Source organism: Oceaniglobus trochenteri (assembly GCF_020529025.1).
GTDB lineage: Bacteria > Pseudomonadota > Alphaproteobacteria > Rhodobacterales > Rhodobacteraceae > Oceaniglobus > Oceaniglobus trochenteri.
Map to the genome: position 1 here is coordinate 52,666 of NZ_JACNMM010000018.1, position 17,616 is coordinate 70,281.

At 64.1% G+C, this 17,616-nt stretch carries 10 protein-coding genes; 6 read left to right on the plus strand and 4 right to left on the minus strand.

Annotated features, from left to right (window positions below):
• Positions 1-46: 46 nt before the first annotated feature.
• The 3 genes from H7828_RS22900 to H7828_RS21110 form a co-directional block, all read right to left on the minus strand.
• Positions 47-2,815, minus strand: coding sequence for a calcium-binding protein (locus H7828_RS22900; RefSeq protein WP_342592312.1), 2,769 nt, complete (start codon positions 2,813-2,815; stop codon positions 47-49).
• 121 nt (positions 2,816-2,936) lie between these two features.
• Positions 2,937-4,382 carry a calcium-binding protein gene (locus tag H7828_RS21105; RefSeq protein ID WP_226783051.1) on the minus strand — a complete coding sequence of 482 codons (1,446 nt, stop codon included), beginning with the start codon at positions 4,380-4,382 and terminating at the stop codon, positions 2,937-2,939.
• 257 nt (positions 4,383-4,639) lie between these two features.
• Positions 4,640-7,129 (minus strand): M10 family metallopeptidase C-terminal domain-containing protein, encoded by a 2,490-nt coding sequence (locus H7828_RS21110; RefSeq protein WP_226783052.1) that lies wholly within the window; start codon positions 7,127-7,129, stop codon positions 4,640-4,642.
• Between the two features lie 305 nt (positions 7,130-7,434).
• Here H7828_RS21110 and rffA point away from each other — a divergent pair, with 305 nt between their 5' ends.
• The 4 genes from rffA to H7828_RS21130 all read left to right on the plus strand — a co-directional run bounded on the left by rffA (position 7,435) and on the right by H7828_RS21130 (position 12,343).
• Positions 7,435-8,571, plus strand: coding sequence for a dTDP-4-amino-4,6-dideoxygalactose transaminase (gene rffA / locus H7828_RS21115; protein ID WP_226783053.1), 1,137 nt, complete (start codon positions 7,435-7,437; stop codon positions 8,569-8,571).
• A 181-nt stretch (positions 8,572-8,752) separates the two neighbouring features.
• Positions 8,753-10,456 (plus strand): glycosyltransferase, encoded by a 1,704-nt coding sequence (locus tag H7828_RS21120; protein ID WP_226783054.1) that lies wholly within the window; start codon positions 8,753-8,755, stop codon positions 10,454-10,456.
• Between the two features lie 67 nt (positions 10,457-10,523).
• Positions 10,524-11,693: a hypothetical protein gene (locus H7828_RS21125; protein ID WP_226783055.1), complete on the plus strand. Its 1,170-nt coding sequence runs from the start codon at positions 10,524-10,526 to the stop codon at positions 11,691-11,693.
• Between the two features lie 2 nt (positions 11,694-11,695).
• Entirely contained in the window at positions 11,696-12,343 is a 648-nt protein-coding gene (locus H7828_RS21130) for a xenobiotic acyltransferase family protein (RefSeq protein WP_226783056.1), read from the plus strand.
• A gap of 10 nt (positions 12,344-12,353) precedes the next feature.
• Here H7828_RS21130 and H7828_RS21135 read toward each other — a convergent pair whose 3' ends face one another.
• Complete coding sequence (locus H7828_RS21135) at positions 12,354-13,085, minus strand: sulfotransferase family protein (RefSeq protein WP_226783057.1); 732 nt, start codon at positions 13,083-13,085, stop codon at positions 12,354-12,356.
• Between the two features lie 393 nt (positions 13,086-13,478).
• On the opposite strand from H7828_RS21135, the gene H7828_RS21140 reads away from it, so the two are divergent.
• Positions 13,479-16,133 carry a glycosyltransferase gene (locus H7828_RS21140; protein WP_226783058.1) on the plus strand — a complete coding sequence of 885 codons (2,655 nt, stop codon included), beginning with the start codon at positions 13,479-13,481 and terminating at the stop codon, positions 16,131-16,133.
• Between the two features lie 57 nt (positions 16,134-16,190).
• The coding region (locus tag H7828_RS21145; RefSeq protein WP_281070799.1) for a hypothetical protein at positions 16,191-17,616 on the plus strand (1,426 nt) is incomplete at its 3' end.

The window sequence follows — 17,616 nt, forward strand, 5'->3', positions numbered from 1 at the left end:
TCCGGGGGGCGGCAGGCCGCGCCCCGGTGGTCGGTCCGGGCCCTGTTCAGACGATGTTGAAATCGTCGGCGGCCAGGGCGTTCTGGTTGGACAGCACCGCGAAAAGCTGCTGTGCCGCGGCACCCGATCCGTCGGCGTCATACCAAAGCTGACCGGTGTCGCGATCATAGATGATGTGGTCGTTGGCATCGCCAGCCGAGGTGCCAAGGTGGAAGTTGTCGGCCCTGAGATGGTCGTCGGCGTCCCGGTCAAGCCCGGCAAACACGTTCGAGCGCAGCAGGATCTGGTCGTCGCGGGCCAGGAAATCGGTGATCGTGTCGATGTTGTCGGCCCCCAGCGCCCGGTCGAAGACGAAGGTATCGTTTCCGCCGTTCCCGGTGATCGTGTCCGACCCCTCGCGCCCGGCGATGGTGTTCCCCAGACCCGATCCGACGATGACGTTGTCCAGGCCATTGCCGATCCCGACCTCGGCGTCGCCCAGCAGGCGCAGCCGTTCGACATGGGCCGAAAGCGCGTAGTCGACGCTGGTGCGGATCATGTCATCGCCCGCGCCGAAACCTTCGATCACCACGTCCTGCTTGTTCTCGACCACGTAGACATCATCGCCCAGCCCCCCCAGCATGGTATCGACGGCCCGTGCCGCACCGTTCAGCACGTTGTCGCCGGAATTGCCGCGCAGGGTGCCCGACAGGGTGCCGTAGCGCCCGTCATAGCGCGAGGCGTCGATGTCGTCGGTGCCCACCAGGGTGATATTCTCGATATCCTGGTAAGATTGGGTGAAATCCACCGAAACCGACGCGATCACGGTATCGCGGCCGTAATAGTTGCCGCTGTACTCCGAGCGCAGGAGGTCGCCGGCATCCTCGATGAAATAGGTATCGTCGCCCCGGCCGCCGTAATAGGTATCGTCCCCCGCGCCGCCGCGCAGGGTGTCGTTGCCGCCATCGCCGAAAAGGGAATCGTTGCCGCCAAGCCCCTGCAACAGGTTGTCGGCGTTGTTACCCGTGATGCGGTTGTCCCCGGCATTGCCGTTGCCGACCCGCGCATCGCCCTGAAGGTAAAGGGATTCAAGCGCCGCCGCCAGGTTCGTGTCGAGGGTGGAAAACAGCGTGTCGTTGCCACCGTTCGCGGCCTCGATCACCCGGTCGCCGACATCGTTTATGAAATAGCTGTCGTTGCCAAGGCCCCCCGCCATCACGTCGGCCCCGGCGCCACCATCCAGCCGGTCCTGCCCGGCGCCCGAAATCAGCGTGTCGTTGCCGTCGCCGCCGTAGAGGTCGATACTGCGGTCCTTGGTCATCACGATCCGGTCGTCGCCCCCGTACCCGAAGACGTCGATGTACTGTCCGACCGAGGTGATCCGGATGCTGTTGTCCAGGTTGTTCGCCAGGACATCCAGATAGGAGGACGACCCGGTCACCGAGATGTTCTCGACATGCTCGCCGCGCAGATCGACGTTGGTGTTCACCGCGATCACGTGGTCGGTTCCGCTGTGGATATCCAGTTCGACCACCCGGTCGCCGTATCGGCTGTAGTAGCGCGATCCCGATGTCACCACGTAGGTGTCGGATCCGTCGCCGCCGATCATCGTGTCGTATCCGTCGCCGCCGTTCAGCGTATCGTCGCCGCCCTGCCCGATCAGCGTATCGTTGCCCCGGCCGCCGAAGATGGCATTGTCGGCCATGTTGCCGGTCAGTTCGTTGTTCAGGACATTGCCGAACAGGTTGGCCGCCTGGGTCATCTTAAGGGCGATGTTCTCCACGTTCTCGATGGCCGCCGTTTCGATATAGGCATGCACCGTATCGTCGCCCGCGTACCGGGCTTCGCTCACCACGTCGCCCGCATCGCGCAGGATATAGAGATCGTCCCCCATCCCGCCTTCCAGGGTGTCGTTGCCCATCCCGCCATCAAGGGTGTTGTTCCCGACATTCCCCAGCAGCAGGTTGTCCAGATCGTTGCCGATGCCCCTGAAGTTTCCGTTGCCGGTCAGCTCAAGCTCTTCGAAATGGCCCACAAGGGTGTAATCCATCTCTGCGATCACCCGGTCCGTGCCTTCGAAGTCGCGGCTTTCGATCAGCACGTCATGGTCGTCGGTCCCGGAGGACACCCAGTAGATGTCCGACCCCGGGCCGCCACGCAGTTCGTCCACGCCCTCGCCGCCGAACAGCGTGTCGTCGCCGAAAAACCCGCGGATCGTATCATTGCCCGCCCCGCCGTTCAGCAGGTCGCCGTCATTGCCGCCGTCCAGAAGGTCATCGCCCTCGCCGCCCAGCACCGTATCGTCACCGCCCTCGCTGCGGATCGTGTCGTCGCCGATGCCGCCGTCCAGCCGCTCGGGCGCGTCGGTTCCCACGATCAGGTCATCCTCGGTAAGGCTGCCGTTGGGCAGCGAGGACAGCGCGATTCCCTCGCCCGCGGCAAAGCCGCTGCCGGGCAGCGGATTCGTGGCCGTGCCCGCGGCAAGCATGGGCCAGAAGGTGGCGGCATCGCTGATGTCGAACAGATCGCCCCCCAGCAGCACCGCATAGCCCCGGTCCTCGACGGTATCGTGCAGGGTCAGGGCATAGGTCGTCTGATCGCTTCCCCAGTCATAGCGCACGATATAGGTGTCGAGATAGGGATCGGGGGCCAGGATCGAGGTCTGCCCGATCAGGACATCATAGACGTCGATGTCAAAAGAGCTGTTGAACAGCCCGTCCGGTTCGCGCCAGTTGACCGAATAATCCAGGAAAAGATCCGAACCATCGCTCTGGATGGAGAGTTCGACCGGTTGGAAATCCTGTGTGGAAAAACCGGTATAGCGATAAGTCGTCACGTCAAATCCCCTTCATGCCCAAATGCTTGGTGCAAAGGATACAACCGGCCCGGCCTTGGTGCATGGCGCCATCGGGGTATCGGCGAAATTCCGCCGATACCGGACAGGGCCATGCCCGCCGTCAGAACAGAAAAATATCCTCCGCACTCAGATCGGCATCTTGCGCGAAGGTGGCGATCAGTTTCTGCACCGCACCGCCCGTACCGTCGGCGTCGAACCACAGCTGCCCTGAAGGCCGGTCGAAGATGAAACGGTCGTCGGCATCCATCGCTGCCGTGCCGGAGCGGAACAGGGCCGGATCCAGCCCGCCCGCAGCCATGTCGCCGAAAACAGCGCCTTTCATGAGCAGCCGATCACCTTCATCCGCCTCGTTGGTGTTGAAATCGATGATCCGGTCCACGTTGCCAGGCCCCGGCGTGCGATCGAAAACGAAGGTGTCGGCCCCCGCCTGCCCCTTCAGCGTATCGCGCCCACCACGTCCGGTGATGAAATTGTCGAAAGGGTTTCCGACGATGGTATTGTCCAGATCGTTGCCGATTCCGTTGACGCCTGCCACCCCCTCGCCTGCGGCGTTGCGCAGAGTTTGGATGTAGAGGTTTTCGACATGGTCATCCAACGCAACGCTGCGAAAGGCCAGAACGGTATCGATTCCGCCATTCGCCTCTTCAACAGCGTTGTCACCCGGCGCGCGCAGCAAGTAGCGGTCGTTCCCCAGCCCGCCCACCAGCGTATCGACGTTCCTGCCCCCGTCCAGGATGTTGTCGCCGTCGTTACCAGTGATCAGGTTGCGAAGGCCATTGCCGGCCCCCAGGCGGGCCTCTCCGGTCAGTTCCAGGTTTTCGATGTGCCGGTTGCCCATGCGGAAATCGACATTGCTTGCCACAGTATCCGTCCCGGCCCAATTGCGGCTTTCGATCACCCGGTCTTCCACATTGTCGACGATGAACCGGTCACTGCCCGGCCCGCCGATCAGCAGATCCGCGCCGCCCCCGCCATCGATCCTGTCGTCACCGACACCACCGTCGATCGTGTCGTTCAGGGAGCCGCCCGTCAGATCGTCGTTTCCTTCCATTCCGTTGATCGCAATGGCTTCATCACGACCTCTCAGAACGTCGTTGCTCCTTTCGCCGGACATCATGATGCCATCATCGTCAATGACCGTGAAGTCGGCGCTGATCAAGGGAGCGACACCGAAACCGGGATCCGTAACCTTTTCGTAGACGGAAAACCTGAAAAACTCGTTCTTCTCTATCGCGTCATCCGCATTGAGCGTCGCCCTGAAGGGCGTGGGGTCCTCGAAGGACACGAAACCCGAAAGCGCAAATTGGTTGGCCGGTTCGCCACCGATCTCGTTCGACCAGAAGGTATCCCAGAAATCCGTGGCCGAACCTGTAATCCCCTCGATGCGAACATATGCCGAGCGGAAAACCGGGTCGATCTGCTCGACCATGAATGAAAGACCCCGGCCAGGCCCCTCGCGTGACCCCCTCAAAGATCCTTCCTGAACCGAAAAACCGAAGCTGCTGAAAATACGAAAGGAACCATTGTCGGAAACAATCTCAGCCATTTGTGCTTTCCTGTGGGAAACCAAGCCGAATACTTGGCGCCAATAGCGTCATCACAAGGCAACCTTTCGGGCAAGTGCATTTCCGGCGTGTTGAAAAGGGGCGCCAATATAAAAAAGGCTGCCTCTATCTGCAGGGACGACCGGTATTCGTATTGACCCTCACAGGAAGCGGCCCCTTTCCGTCAGACGACCCGCGAAAGGCAAGGGCCATTCCCCGCCCCCAGCATCGTTTCCCCCTGCGCCGGCGTGCCGGGCGGTCAGAAGAACCATATGTCCTGCGCGTCCAGGGTCACGTCGCCCTCGAGGATGAAGGTCAGCATCTGCCGCTGCGGGCCGGTGCCGTCGGGGTCGACCCAGAGGGCGCCCGTGGCATCGTCATAGATCACCCGGTCGCCGCCGTTTTCGGCCACCCTGCCCGGCTGGAAGGCCCCCGCCGGCAGGGCCCCCGGCAACAGGCCGAACAGCGCGGCCTTGATCCATATGGCATCCTCGCCGGGGGTGAAATCGATGATCCGGTCCACGTTGTTGCGCCCGGCCTGCCGGTCGAACACGAAGGTGTCGCTGCCGCCCAGGCCCTTCAGCGTATCGCGCCCGCCCCGCCCGGCAAGGATGTTGTCGCCCATGTTGCCGACGATCAGGTTCGCGTCATCGTTGCCGATACCGTTCAGATCCGCCGTGCCCTGAAGATACATCCGTTCCACGTTGTCCGGAATCCGCATGGACCGGAAGGCCCGCACCAGGTCGATGCCGCCATCGGCCAGTTCGATCACCGTATCCCGGGGGGCGCGAACGAAATAGGTGTCGTTGCCCGCCCCGCCGATCAGGCGATCGTTGTTCCGCCCGCCATCCAGGATGTTGTCGCCGGAATTGCCGGTGATGACATTGACAAGACCGTTGCCCACCCCGCGGATATCGCCATCCCCCGTCAGGACCAGATCCTCGACATGGGCCCGGCGCATCCAGAAATCGACCGAGCTTTCGACCGTGTCGTGGCCTTCCCAGCGGCGGCTTTCCACGATCAGGTCGTCGATGTGATCGACCCGGTAGCGATCCGACCCGGGGCCGCCGTTCATGTGGTCGCCCCCGGGGCCGCCGTCCAGGTGATCGTCGCCCGCACCGCCCATCAGGGTATCGGCCCCCGCACCGCCCGTCAGGGTGTCGCGCCCGCCGCCGCCGGTGATCAGGTCGTTGCCGCCCCCGCCGCTGGCCTCGGCGATCTCCCGGGCCAGAAGGCCGCTCCATTGCGGCAAGAGCCGGTCACCGTCCAGCAGGACCATGTCCGCGAACTGGGCCGCCGTCAGCGGCGCGCCCGACCGGGTCTCGATCTCCAGGACTTCGGAGCGGAAGGTGATCTCGCCTCCGCCCGGCAGGGAGCGGAAGGTCAACTGGTCCGGGTTGCGCAGGAACACCCAGCCCGACAGGTCGATGCGGTCGATCCCGACCTGGAAATCGGTGATCCTGTCATCTTCGCCGTCGGCGTGGAAAATGAAGGTATCGGCTCCCTCCCCCCCCGACAGCGTGTCGCGCCCGGCCCCGTCCATCAGGACATCGTTCCCCGCGCCCCCGACCAGCCGCTCGTTCCCCGCGCCGCCGGCCAGAACATCGTCACGGGCGCTGCCGCCCAGGGTTGCCGCGCGCCCGTCCCCGACGATTGTTTCCCCAAGCGCCCCCAGCCCCGGGGATATCCAGGTCAGCCCCGGTTCCGTCGCGCTGCTTGCGGCAATGCCCAGGGCGCCGTCACGGGCCATCATGTCAAGCGCCGATATGTTGTCCAGCGACAGATCGGCCCTGTCCGCCAAGGTCGACAGGTGCAAAAGCCGCCCCCCCGGCAGAAGCTGGAACAGGCTGATCCCGTCTTCGGTGCCTGCCACCGTCACGAAGACCATGCCGTCGATGCCGGCAACCGCCAGGTGCGCGGCCCCGCCGAACCGGCTGTCCCCCCTGTCCAGCAGGTGATCGGTGACGGTGATGCCCCCGCCGGGGCCGATCTCGAAAACGCTCAGGCTGCTGCTGCCCCGGGCGCCGACCACGGCATAGGTCCGTCCGCCCACCTCGGCCACCTCCAGGGCCGAGGGCATGGAAATCCCCAGCCCCTCGGAGAGCCCGTGCCGGTCGGCCAGGGCGGGGCGGCCGCTCGGGGCCAAGGTGTAGGTGGCCAGGGCATCGGGGCCGTCGGTCAGCGCCAGCAGAAGATCGTTGCCCCCCGAACGCACCCCCTTCAGCGCGGTGATCCCCGCGGCCGAGGCCTCGAGCCCCGAAAAGACGCGAAAGCCCCCGCCGAAGGTTCCGGGCGCGCCGGGTTCCCAGACCTCGATGTGGCGGCTGCCCGAACGGGAGCCGTAGACATGCCCGCCCTGGGCGCAGACCACGGCCAGGTCCGCGGGCAGATCGCGCATCGGCTGGAAGCCACCCTCGGCCAGATGCCCGGTCTCCTGCCGCGCGAAGGCCCACAGCCCCGCATCGTTGACGCCTGTCGCGGCCAGGATGCCCTGCCCGCCCGGCTCCAGCAGGCTGAGCGTGACCCCCTGGCCCACCTGCACCCCCCCCGGCAGGGCTGCCGTATCCAGGCGCGTCACCCCGACCGGGGCGACCTGCCATGCCGACAGGCCGGCCCCGCCGGGCCGGGTCGCCGCATAGATCATCGGCTGCGCCATCGACTGATCGATGAAAACAGCCTCTACCCCGGCGAGGAAGCTGTCCTCGTCGCCAACCCTGCGGGCCGAAATGCCCAGGTCTGCCTGTATCATGGTCCCGAACCTCATCCCCCGGAGACGGAACCTGAGGCATCGGGGCTAACGGCAGCTTAGGGTTTTGTGGCCGCAAAAAGGCTCTTTCATAAAGCCCGAGGGTTTTCCGAAAGGACCGGGAAACACCCGTGTCGAAGATGTGGCAAAGCCGTCCGGGCCCCCTCGCCCCCCGAAGCTTGGCGACCCGATGCTGCTTGACCCATCATCCCCGAGCGGGTACGCCAACCCTGGTCGGCTTGCCTTCGTTTTTCCCGGCTCGGCGCCACCGACGGATTGCACCGGGACTTTTTTGATTTTGGTGATAGATGAAAAAGATCCCCTTCAACAAACCGTCCCTCGTCGGGTCCGAACTCTCCTACATCAGCGATGCGATCTCGCGCGGGCAGCTGTCGGGCGATGGCCATTACACCAAGAAATGCAACGCCCTGATCGAAACGCTGACCGGCGCGGGCAAGGCGCTGCTGACGCATTCCTGCACCGCCGCCCTGGAGATGGCCGCCATCCTGGCCGATCTGCAGCCCGGCGACGAGGTGATCCTGCCCTCCTTCACCTTCGTGTCCACCGCCAATGCGGTGGCCCTGCGCGGCGCCGTGCCGGTGTTCGTGGACATCGACCCCGAAACCCTGAACATCGACCCCGCAGCAGCAGCCGCGGCCATCACCCCCCGGACGAAGGCGATCATCGCCGTCCACTATGCCGGTGTGCCCGCCGAGATGGACGCCCTGGGCGAACTGTGCGACCGGCACGGGCTGATGCTGATCGAGGATGCGGCCCAGGCCATGGGATCGACCTACAACGGCCGCCCCTGCGGCAGCCTGGGCGCACTGGCCGCCTTTTCGTTCCATGAGACCAAGAACATCATCAGCGGCGAGGGTGGCGCGCTGACGATCAACGATCCCGACCTGGTGGTACGCGCCGAGATCATCCGCGAAAAGGGCACCAACCGCTCGCGGTTCCTGCGCGGCCAGGTCGACAAGTACACCTGGGTCGACATCGGATCGTCGTTCCTGCCCGGCGAACTTGTCGCGGCCTTCCTGTGCGGCCAGCTGGAACAGATCGAAACCGTGAATGCCCACCGGCTTGCCACCTTCGACCTCTACAACGAGGCCTTCAGCGATCTTGCCGACAGCGGGCGGGTGCGCCGTCCGGTCGTGCCGGGCCACTGCCATGCCAACGGGCACATGTTCTATCTTCTGCTGCGCGACATCGACGATCGCGATGCCTTCATCGCACAGATGCGCGAAGACGGAATCGCCACGCCGTTCCACTATGTGCCGCTGCATTCCTCTCCGGCCGGAAAGAACCTGGCCCGGGCCGCCGGAAGCATGGCCGTGACCGACGACATCTCGGCACGCCTGGTGCGCCTGCCCGTCTATTACGGCGTGATGGATGAGACCGACCGCGTCATCAACGCCACGCGGCAGTATCTCGAACGGAACTGACACGGCGGCTTGCGGCGATGGGCGGCACGGGAAATGTTTTCCCGCCATGTGGCTTGCCGCCTTCCGGCCCCGCCGTTAGTCATGGGTTCGCTGCCCTGCACCCCCTTTCGACGACCGACCGGGCACCGGCATCGCAGGTGTTCGCAACGACGCCTTGATCGACCCAAGTAAGGCCAACACAATGCGACAAGACGATCTCATCTCTTTGTTCAACGCGATCCAGACGGGCAACACGCAAAAGACCGTGTCCGAAATACAGCGCCTGTCGACCTATCGCAGGAAGATCGTCCTGAGCCGCGATTTCTGCACGGCCCTGCTTGACCCGCTGGCATCGGACGGGGCCGACCTGAGCCAGGGGCTGATGCTTGCCGCGCTGCTGCAGCGCCAGGACACGAACAAGTTTCACCCGATGAACCATTTCCTGAAGGCCGCCCGCACGGCCCAGAAGGATGCAAGGCCCATCGACAACTTCTTCAGGATGCACCTGCGGTTCTCGATCATGCGCCGCAAGAAGGATTTCGTGTTCCACGAAGAGCTGAACAGGAACACCTATCCCCACGAACTGGCGAACGTCCAACTGATCCAGCGCCGTATCGGCACCTGGCAGCGCCCCGGCAATGCCCCGGAAGAAGGCGTGAAGACCATCGTGTTCTGTGCCTCCTTCCTGCCCGAAAGCCAGTACATCAAGCATGCCCAGCTGATCATCGACAACATGGTGTTTCTCAGCGCCTACCGGAAGGATTTGCGCTGCGTGCTGGTGCTGACCCGGGAAACCGTGTTCGACGACGAAGTGTTCAGCCACTTCGCCAGGGAAAGCGACAACATCGAGGTTCTTCAGGAGAAGCTCGACGTGGCGAATGCGCGCCACGGGATCGACCTCGGCCTGGTCGCCGTCGACGAGACCCTGGACAGCTTTGCCAGGTTCCAGGCCGCCACCCGGATCATCCGCGACATCGACCCCTATGCCATCTTCTACGCGGGGGGGTATTGCAAATGCGAGAGCTTCTTCGTCTCGAGCTATCTGCGCGATGCCGTTCCCTCGGTGTTCCTGGCGACCTCGGCCAGCAACACGGTCGCCCCGCAATATACCGCGGTCTTCTCCAAGGACGACAAGAACCCGCTGCCCGGCGCCGAGGGCAAGATCAAGCTGGTTCCCAGCGCCTCCTTCGAAGGATTCCAGCTGGACACCGACCCCGGAGACGATGATTTCATCCAGAAGCACGCCGGCAAGAAGATCATCTTCAGCGCCCTCAGCAACGAGCGTATCCACAACGCCCTTTCCGCCTGCGACGATGATTTCTTCGTCCAGCTCAAGGCCTTCCTGGAAGGCAACCCCGATGCGCTGTGGGTGATTGCCGGCGTCAAGAACGTGGGCCAGGTCGAAAACCTGAACCCCACCTTCGCCGCCCTCGTGAAACAGGGGCGGATCGTGGTCAAGGGCCTGATCCGGAACTTCGGGCATTACCTGACCGCGGCGCGCGTCTTCGTCAGCCTGCCCAACAGCGTGGGCGGCGGATTTTCCGGGTTTTCCGCCACCTACAGCGAGATTCCGACGGTCTATTGCCTCAGGTCCGACCTGCCCGGCCTGTTCCACCTGCCGGACCTGGGCTTTGACGATACCGATTACACCGGGTTCTTCGCCGCCATCGACGGGCTGCTGAACGATCCCGAACGCTATGAGGCCGCGCGCCAGCGGCTGCGCGAGATCAAGGGCGCCTTCAGCCTGGAAAGCGTGGGGGGCAAGCGGTTCGAGGCGCTGGAGCAGGTCGTCGCCGATTTCCACGCCCCCCCGGCCGGGGAGATTGCGCAGGACGGCGACGAACCGCGCCAGGGTGCGGACGGCGACGAACCCGCCCCACAGCGGAATGTCTCGCAACCGTCGTGAAACGGCTCGACGCAACCGGCCGGATCGTCGAACATGGACGTTCAGGCCCTCATACGGGATACGAAACATGAAACATGCGGTCGTCCTTGGCGCCGGGGTTTACCAGCTTCCCCTTTTCCCCAAGCTTGCGGCACGGGGATATCATGTGACGACCATTTCACGGGATGGCGATTACCCCGGGTTCGACCGGGCCGATTCCGTGTTCAAGTGCGACATCGTCGATCGCGAGGCCATTCTCGAGTATTGCCGGTCCCACGGGGTCGACATGATCGTGACCACCGGGTCGGATGTGGGGCTTCCCTCGATCGGGCTGGTGAACGACCGGCTGGGCCTGCCGGGCATCGGGTTCGATTCCGCGAAGTGGTCTTCGTCCAAGCAGAAGATGAAGGACCGCTTCGTCGCCTACGAGGTGCGCGCCGCCCGGCAGCGCCGGCTGGCCGATTACATGGAGGCCACCCCCTTCCGCCCCTTCGTGGCCAAGCTGGACGTCTCTTCGGGAAGTGCCGGGGTCTTCATCATCCGTGAGCCGGAGGATTTCGCCGCCTTCGGCCTTGCGGACAAGCCTGACCTGATCCTCGAGGATTACATCGCCGGGCTCGAGTTCGGGGCCCAGGTGGTGATCACCGACCGGGTCGAACGGATCTACATCCACACCGACGAAACCTATATGGGGTCGGCCCCCGTCCCGGTGGGGCACGGATCGCATTTCGCGGACCTGCCCTTCGACACCGCCGACCTGATCGAACAGGTCGAACGCTCTCAGCGGGCGCTCGACATGAAGGACTGCATCGCCAACTACGATTTCATCCTGAACGAGGACGGCTGCCACATCCTGGAGGTGGGCGCGCGGCTGGGGGCGACGGGACTGGCCGAACTGATCGCCCATTCCCACGACGTTGACCTTTATGATGTGGCGATCGACCTGGCGCGCGGCGATCGCGCGGCGGTGCGCGCCCGGCTGGGCGACGGGCCGATGGTGGCGCAGCCGGCACAGAGCGTCGAATCCTACCTTCTGTTCTCGGAAAGCGACGGCCGGCAGATCACCGCCGCCGTCGCGGACATCCTGCGCCGGCATCCCGACGTCATCTCGCATGAGCTGGACAAGGCGCCGGGCACCCCGGTGGACCGGCTGCGCAAGGGGTCGGACCGGTTCGGCATGATGGTGGTGCGCGCCGATCCCGCCCGGCCCTACGAGGTTTCGAAATCCATCCTGGCGGCGATCCAGGATGTGATCTGAACATGGCCCGGATATTCGAGGGAGCCCGGGTGACCGACAGCACGCTGGCCGAAACCGTGACCATCGGCGACCGGTCGATCGTGACCGGGTCCGAGCTTCTGGATGCCGTGCGCATCCAGCGCGACAATTACATCCAGGCCAGCCGGATCGGATCCTTCAGCTATACGGGCCAGTCCACCCGCATCTTCGCGGCCCGGATCGGGCGGTTCTGCTCGCTGTCCTGGAACGTGTCGGTCGGCCCCAGCGAACACCGGATGGACAGCCTGACCACCCATGCCCTGAACCACGATCACAGCTGGGGCGTCTTCACGGAAGAGGCCCTGCCCGTGACGAAATTCGCGGGCGAGACGGTGATCGGCCATGATGTCTGGATCGGCTGCGGTGCCTTCGTGAAGAAGGGCGTGCATGTCGCCGAGGGCTGTGTCATCGGCGCCAACAGCGTTCTGGGCCGCGACACCGAACCCTACGGCATCTATGCCGGCAGCCCGGCGCGCCTGATCCGGTTTCGCCACCCCCCCGAAATCATCGCCGCCCTGGCCGGGCTGAACCTTTATGACCGCCCGGACGATACCGTTCTTGCGGCAATGCGCCATGTGGCCGGACGCCCGCTTGACATGGCGCTGATCCAAGAGCTGCACCGGCTCTTGTGACGGATGCCGGCTATTCGCCCAGCGTCTGCTCCAGATCGGCGACCCATGCCCGGGCTGGGTTGAAATCGTAATCCGTGACCAGGCGCCTTGTGTCGTCAAGTGTGCGCTCGGCCACCAGTCGCCGTTCCTGCCCGGTCAGCAGCCCCTCGCGATTGACACCCACGTTGCGCTTCATGGTCAGCTTTTCCAACAGCGGCGGCATGTCGATGAACTTGTAGAGGTTGCGCATGAAGGCGCGCCGGTCGTTGGTGAACAGATCGAAACCGCCCAGAAACATCCGGTCGCCTTCGAAAAAGGACCGGTACCTGTCCAGTTGGGTGGCATAGCGCGACACTTCGATCGCCAGCAGGATCTGATCCTCGCGTCCGATCTGGCGCCCCTGCCGGATGTTGTGGGCGATGTGGGATTCGACCCGGTCGATCGGATGACGCATCATGTAGATCAACTTGACCGGCCGGGGCAGCCGCGCGATCCTTTCGGGGATCTCGTGGTCGTCCAGACCGAAGGCGCTGGCCGGTTTCGAGTAGTTCGTGCTGGAATCCAGCGTGTAGCGCACCCCCGGTTCGATCGGGAAGATCTCGGGGTAGTTCTCGACATCGTCGCGCCCGGTGAAGAAGTCGTTCTCCTTCCGGACCGAATCCACGATCTCGGGGTTGCGGATCAGCATCTGGTGCAGTGTCGTCGTCGCGCTCTTCATCGCTCCGATCATGATGATATGCGCGAAATCCGGGGCCTGGTTCACAATATGTCTCCTGCGCGTCGGAACGGGCGGCCGCAACCGCCATGACGACTGTAACGTTTCGGCGTTTACTAATGCCCTGTCGTCGTCAGGTCTAGGGCGTTCCGCCGGAACGGCAGGCGTCCGACCCTGTGGACAGGGCTGGCATCCCGGCCCGAAAACACGCCCCGGCCCCGCCGGAGCGCGACGTTGACGCGTTCGAAGTCGCAGCGTAAGCAGACGCCGAGAGATGGTCCTGCTGAAACGGGGAAAGTGTATTTTGGCCCCGGGTCTTCGAATCTTTGCCAGGAAAGACCAAAATGGTATGCAGTTCAGTTCAGAGCCGGACCGGCCCGGGACATGGGTATTTCAGCACAGTATTTCAAAGAACGATTGAACGAGGGGAGTTTCCACACCATGAAGACCGATGAGTTGCCCGACTCTGAAATTGCGTATTTCGACGCTGAATGGTACCGCGAGACCTATCCGGACGTCGCGCATCTGGGCATGCCGCCGCTGGAGCATTTCCTGAAGTACGGGGCCGGTCTCGGCCGCTCGCCGGGGCCCGAGTTCAATGCCGCGCTCTATCGCTGGCGCAACGACCTGCCGGCCACGGAAAACCCGATCGCGCATTTCGCGCGCAACTACACCTTCTCTGCGCCGCGCACCCAGGAATTTCCCATGGGTGACCTGAAGCGCAAGCTCTGGGGCGGTTTTTCCCGCAGTACCCTGGAATTGCTGCACGCGCTCACGGCCGACAAGTCGGCAAAGGCCAGCGTCCGGGCCGATGCCGCGCTGTTGCTGGCACGCTGGTACGCCCTGCAGGAAATGTGGGACGAGGCGCTGGCCCATATCAACATCATCAAGGCCGTCGACAAGGCCCGCTTCCGCAACCGCAAGACCAAGATCCTGCTGATCGATTGCAGCATCCGCGCCGGCCTGTTCGAACAGGCCCGCAACTACATCGATTTCGAACTGGGCAAGGGTCAGCAGGGCGATTTCGTCTGTGCCCTGATGAACATGGTGGGCCAAGGCGGCGAAGACGGCCAGAAACGCAGCCAGCTGGACATCCTGAACGCCTTGTACGAAGCGCACGGATTTGTCGGCGTCCGGCTGAAAGAGCCGGAAAAGGGGTTCGTCTTCGGCAACATCCTGGAGGAACGACCGGAAAGGACGGTGGATGACGGCCCCCTGGTCAGCATCCTGGTGCCGGTCTACAACGCCGGCGAATTCCTGGGCGTCGCCATGCGTTCGCTGTTGTGCCAGAGCTGGACCAACATCGAGATCATCGCCGTCGAGGACCGCAGCCCCGACGACAGCTGGGAACAGCTCGAGGAGATGGCCCGCCAGGATCCCCGGCTCAAGATCTACCGGAACGACGTGAACATGGGCGCCTATCCGACCCGCAACAGGGCCATGAGCCTGGCCTCGGGCGATTACATCACGGTGCACGACAGCGACGACTGGTCTCATCCCCAGATGATCGAGGCCCAGATGCGCGCCCTGCTCGACAATCCCGAAGTGCGCGGCACCTGTTCGATGATGACGCGGGTCTACCCCGACCTCAGCTTCATCCTGCGCCCGCAGCGCGAGAACCTGGAGTATGTGCACCGCAGCTATCCCTCCCTGCTCTTGCGCCGGAGCGATCTGCAGGAACTGGGCGAATGGGATTCCGTCAGCGCCAACGCGGACGACGAACTGATGCAGCGCGCCCGCGTCAAGTGGGGCGCCGACAGCATTCTGGACATCCACAAGGAGGTGCCCTTCTCGTTCTTCCTGGTCCACGAGAATTCACTGACCCAGCAGGCAGGCACCAATCTCAGCAGTCTCACCTTTGGCATCCGGCGGGAATATTCCCGTCAGGCCACCTATTGGCGCACCCACAAGAAGGACGCCGAAAAGGACGGGATGCAACTGAAACGGACAAGCCTGAAAAGCCCCTTCCCGATTCCGGCCGGCCTGGCCCCGAAGAACTGGCCGCGCGATACCTATTACGACCTGATCATCGTTTCCGATCTCAGCCTGCTGGGCGGCACGCGCCGCTGCAACGAAGGATACATCCGCGCCGCCCGCGCCAGCGGGCTGCGGGTGGGGCTGTTCCACTGGCCGCGCTTCGATCTGAAACTGGCCGAAGTGGCCGATGAATACGTCGAGGCCTCCTATGACGAAGGCATCGACATCCTGGTGCCCGAGGACAAGGTGCAGGCCGGCCTGGTCCTGATTCACCATCCGCCGATCCTGGGCACCCGCATCGATGCCGTGCCGCAGATCGACGCGGGGAAGGTGGGCATCCTGGTGAACCAGTCGCCGATGCAACGCTGGAGCCAGAACCCCACCTATTACACCGGCCCCGAGGCTTCGCAGATGTGCCTGAGCCTGTTCGACAAGGTGCCCGAGTGGATCGCGATCTCGCCGCGCACCCGGCACATCCTGGAAAAGACCGGCGGCTTCACCCAGCTCAGCAACGACATCTGGTATCCGCCCCTGGGGCGCGATCTGCCCGAAAAGATGCCCGCCCTGCCCAAGGGTCTGGGCAAGGGCGGCGTTCCGGTCCTGGGGCGGCACGCCCGCAGTCACTGGACGAAATGGCCCCACACCGCCGACGGGCTTCGTGACGCCTATTGCGCCGATGCCCATGACATCCGGGTCAGGTTGCTGGGGGGCGCGAAGGACCCCCAGAAGATGCTGGGCACGCTGCCTGCCAACTGGGAGGTCCTGGAATTCGACTCTGTCGAGGTGGCCTCTTTCATCCAGGACCTGGATTTCTTCCTGCACTACGTCCACGAGGATTATATCGAGGAATTCGGGCGCAACGTGATGGAGGCCATGGCCCTTGGCCGGGTCGTCATCCTGCCCCCCGGTCTTGCCGACATCTTCGGCGACGCCGCCGTCTATGCCGAGCCGCGCAACGTGGCGGATACCCTGCGCAAGCTCTGGGCCGACCCCAAGGCCTATCGCGCCCAGGCCGAGAAGGGCTTTGCCTTCGTCCGCAAGAACTGCGCCCCCGATGTCATCGCCCGGCGTCTTGTCGGCGCCATTCCGGCCCGCGCCCAGGCCCAGGCCGCCCAGTAGCGGCGGGCACGATGCAGCCAGGGAACAGATGTGAAATGAATTTTTCCGGGGAACGCAATGATTTCTAAAGAGCCTTCGGCCCCGGCGCCGACGTCCTCGTCCGAGATGGATTTCTGGACCATATCCCCCCGGGAGATCCTGTGGCGGTGCAATTACCTGGACGATTCAGGCTATCTGGCCCATGTCCCGTTCCTGTTCTGGCTGGTCCGGGAAGGCAAGCCGCGCCAGATCGTGACCCTGGGCCTTGAAACCGGGGTTGCGCATTTCGCCTTCTGCCAGGCCATCGACAGGCTGGGGCTTGCCACCCTGATCTACGGGATCGCGCCCGAGCGCCCCGATGGGGAAAACGCGATCGACGAACGCATCGAACGGCACAATGCGCTGAACCATGCCGATTTCTCGCGGCTCTACACGGCCCCCCCGGCCGCCGCGGGCGACCATTTCGCCCCCGGCAGCATCGACATCCTGCTGCTTGACACCGGGCTGAGCGCGGCGACCTTCGAGATGATCGAGACCACCTGGGCCGACCGGCTTTCGGATCAGGGGATGATCGTCCTGTGCGGCACGGATCCTGCACAACTTCCCGAAAAGGCCAGGGCCGGGCTGCGGGCCTTGCACGAGAAATACGATCACATCCATTTCCCCCACGGTTCCGGGCTGACCCTCTTTTTGACCGGCACCGTACATACCCACCGCCTGAAGATGTTCGCCAGCCAGGAAAGCGGGCGCAGCGACCACCGCACCCGGCAACAGATCTTCCAGCGGCTCGGCATGGCCCATCTCCATGAATACGAGCGGCAGAAATCCTTCGACGCCGAGAGCGGCACCCGAAAGCGGATCGACGCCCTGCAGGCCGATCTGCTTCAGGCCCGAACCGCGACAGAGGCGCTGCAGGAACGGATCGACACGGTCACGGACGCCTACGAAAAGCGCAGCCTGGTCGTGACCCGGCTTTATGCCCGGCTGTTCGACCTGGAAGCCGAGGCGGAAACCCGCGCCAGGGATCGTGACGCCGCGCAAGAGGCCCTGCGCCAGCTTGAAACGGTCGAGGCCGAACGCAAGAGCGACCTCGAGGCCATGTCCCACAAGCTGGTCATGGTGCGCGCCGAACGCGACGCCGCCCGCATCGGCCTGCGCGACGTGGAAGAACGTGAGGACGAGAACCAGAAGAAAAGCGAACAGGCCCACAAGAACGCCCTGAAGGCCCTGACCGAAGAGCGCGACAAGGCCCGCGCCGAACGCGACAACGCGAAACAGGGCCGCGAACAGGCGGAACAGAAACACAAGGCCGAGGCCGAAAGCCTCAGGGCCGAGCGTGACAAGGCCCGCGCCGAACGCGACAGCGCGAAACAGGGTCGCGAACAGGCGGAACAGAAACACAAGGCCGAGGCCGAAAGCCTCAGGGCCGAGCGTGACAAGGCCCGCGCCGAACGCGACAGCGCGAAACAGGGCCGCGAACAGGCGGAACAGAAGCACAAGGCCG

What these genes read in the sequence shown, in the direction of transcription:
- H7828_RS21105 (WP_226783051.1), bottom strand. Translation starts at nt 4,382, where the DNA reads ATGGCTGAGATTGTTTCCGACAATGGTTCCTTTCGTATTTTCAGCAGC.
- H7828_RS21110 (WP_226783052.1), bottom strand. Translation starts at nt 7,129, where the DNA reads ATGATACAGGCAGACCTGGGCATTTCGGCCCGCAGGGTTGGCGACGAG.
- rffA (WP_226783053.1), top strand. Translation starts at nt 7,435, where the DNA reads ATGAAAAAGATCCCCTTCAACAAACCGTCCCTCGTCGGGTCCGAACTC.
- H7828_RS21120 (WP_226783054.1), top strand. Translation starts at nt 8,753, where the DNA reads ATGCGACAAGACGATCTCATCTCTTTGTTCAACGCGATCCAGACGGGC.
- H7828_RS21125 (WP_226783055.1), top strand. Translation starts at nt 10,524, where the DNA reads ATGAAACATGCGGTCGTCCTTGGCGCCGGGGTTTACCAGCTTCCCCTT.
- H7828_RS21130 (WP_226783056.1), top strand. Translation starts at nt 11,696, where the DNA reads ATGGCCCGGATATTCGAGGGAGCCCGGGTGACCGACAGCACGCTGGCC.
- H7828_RS21140 (WP_226783058.1), top strand. Translation starts at nt 13,479, where the DNA reads ATGAAGACCGATGAGTTGCCCGACTCTGAAATTGCGTATTTCGACGCT.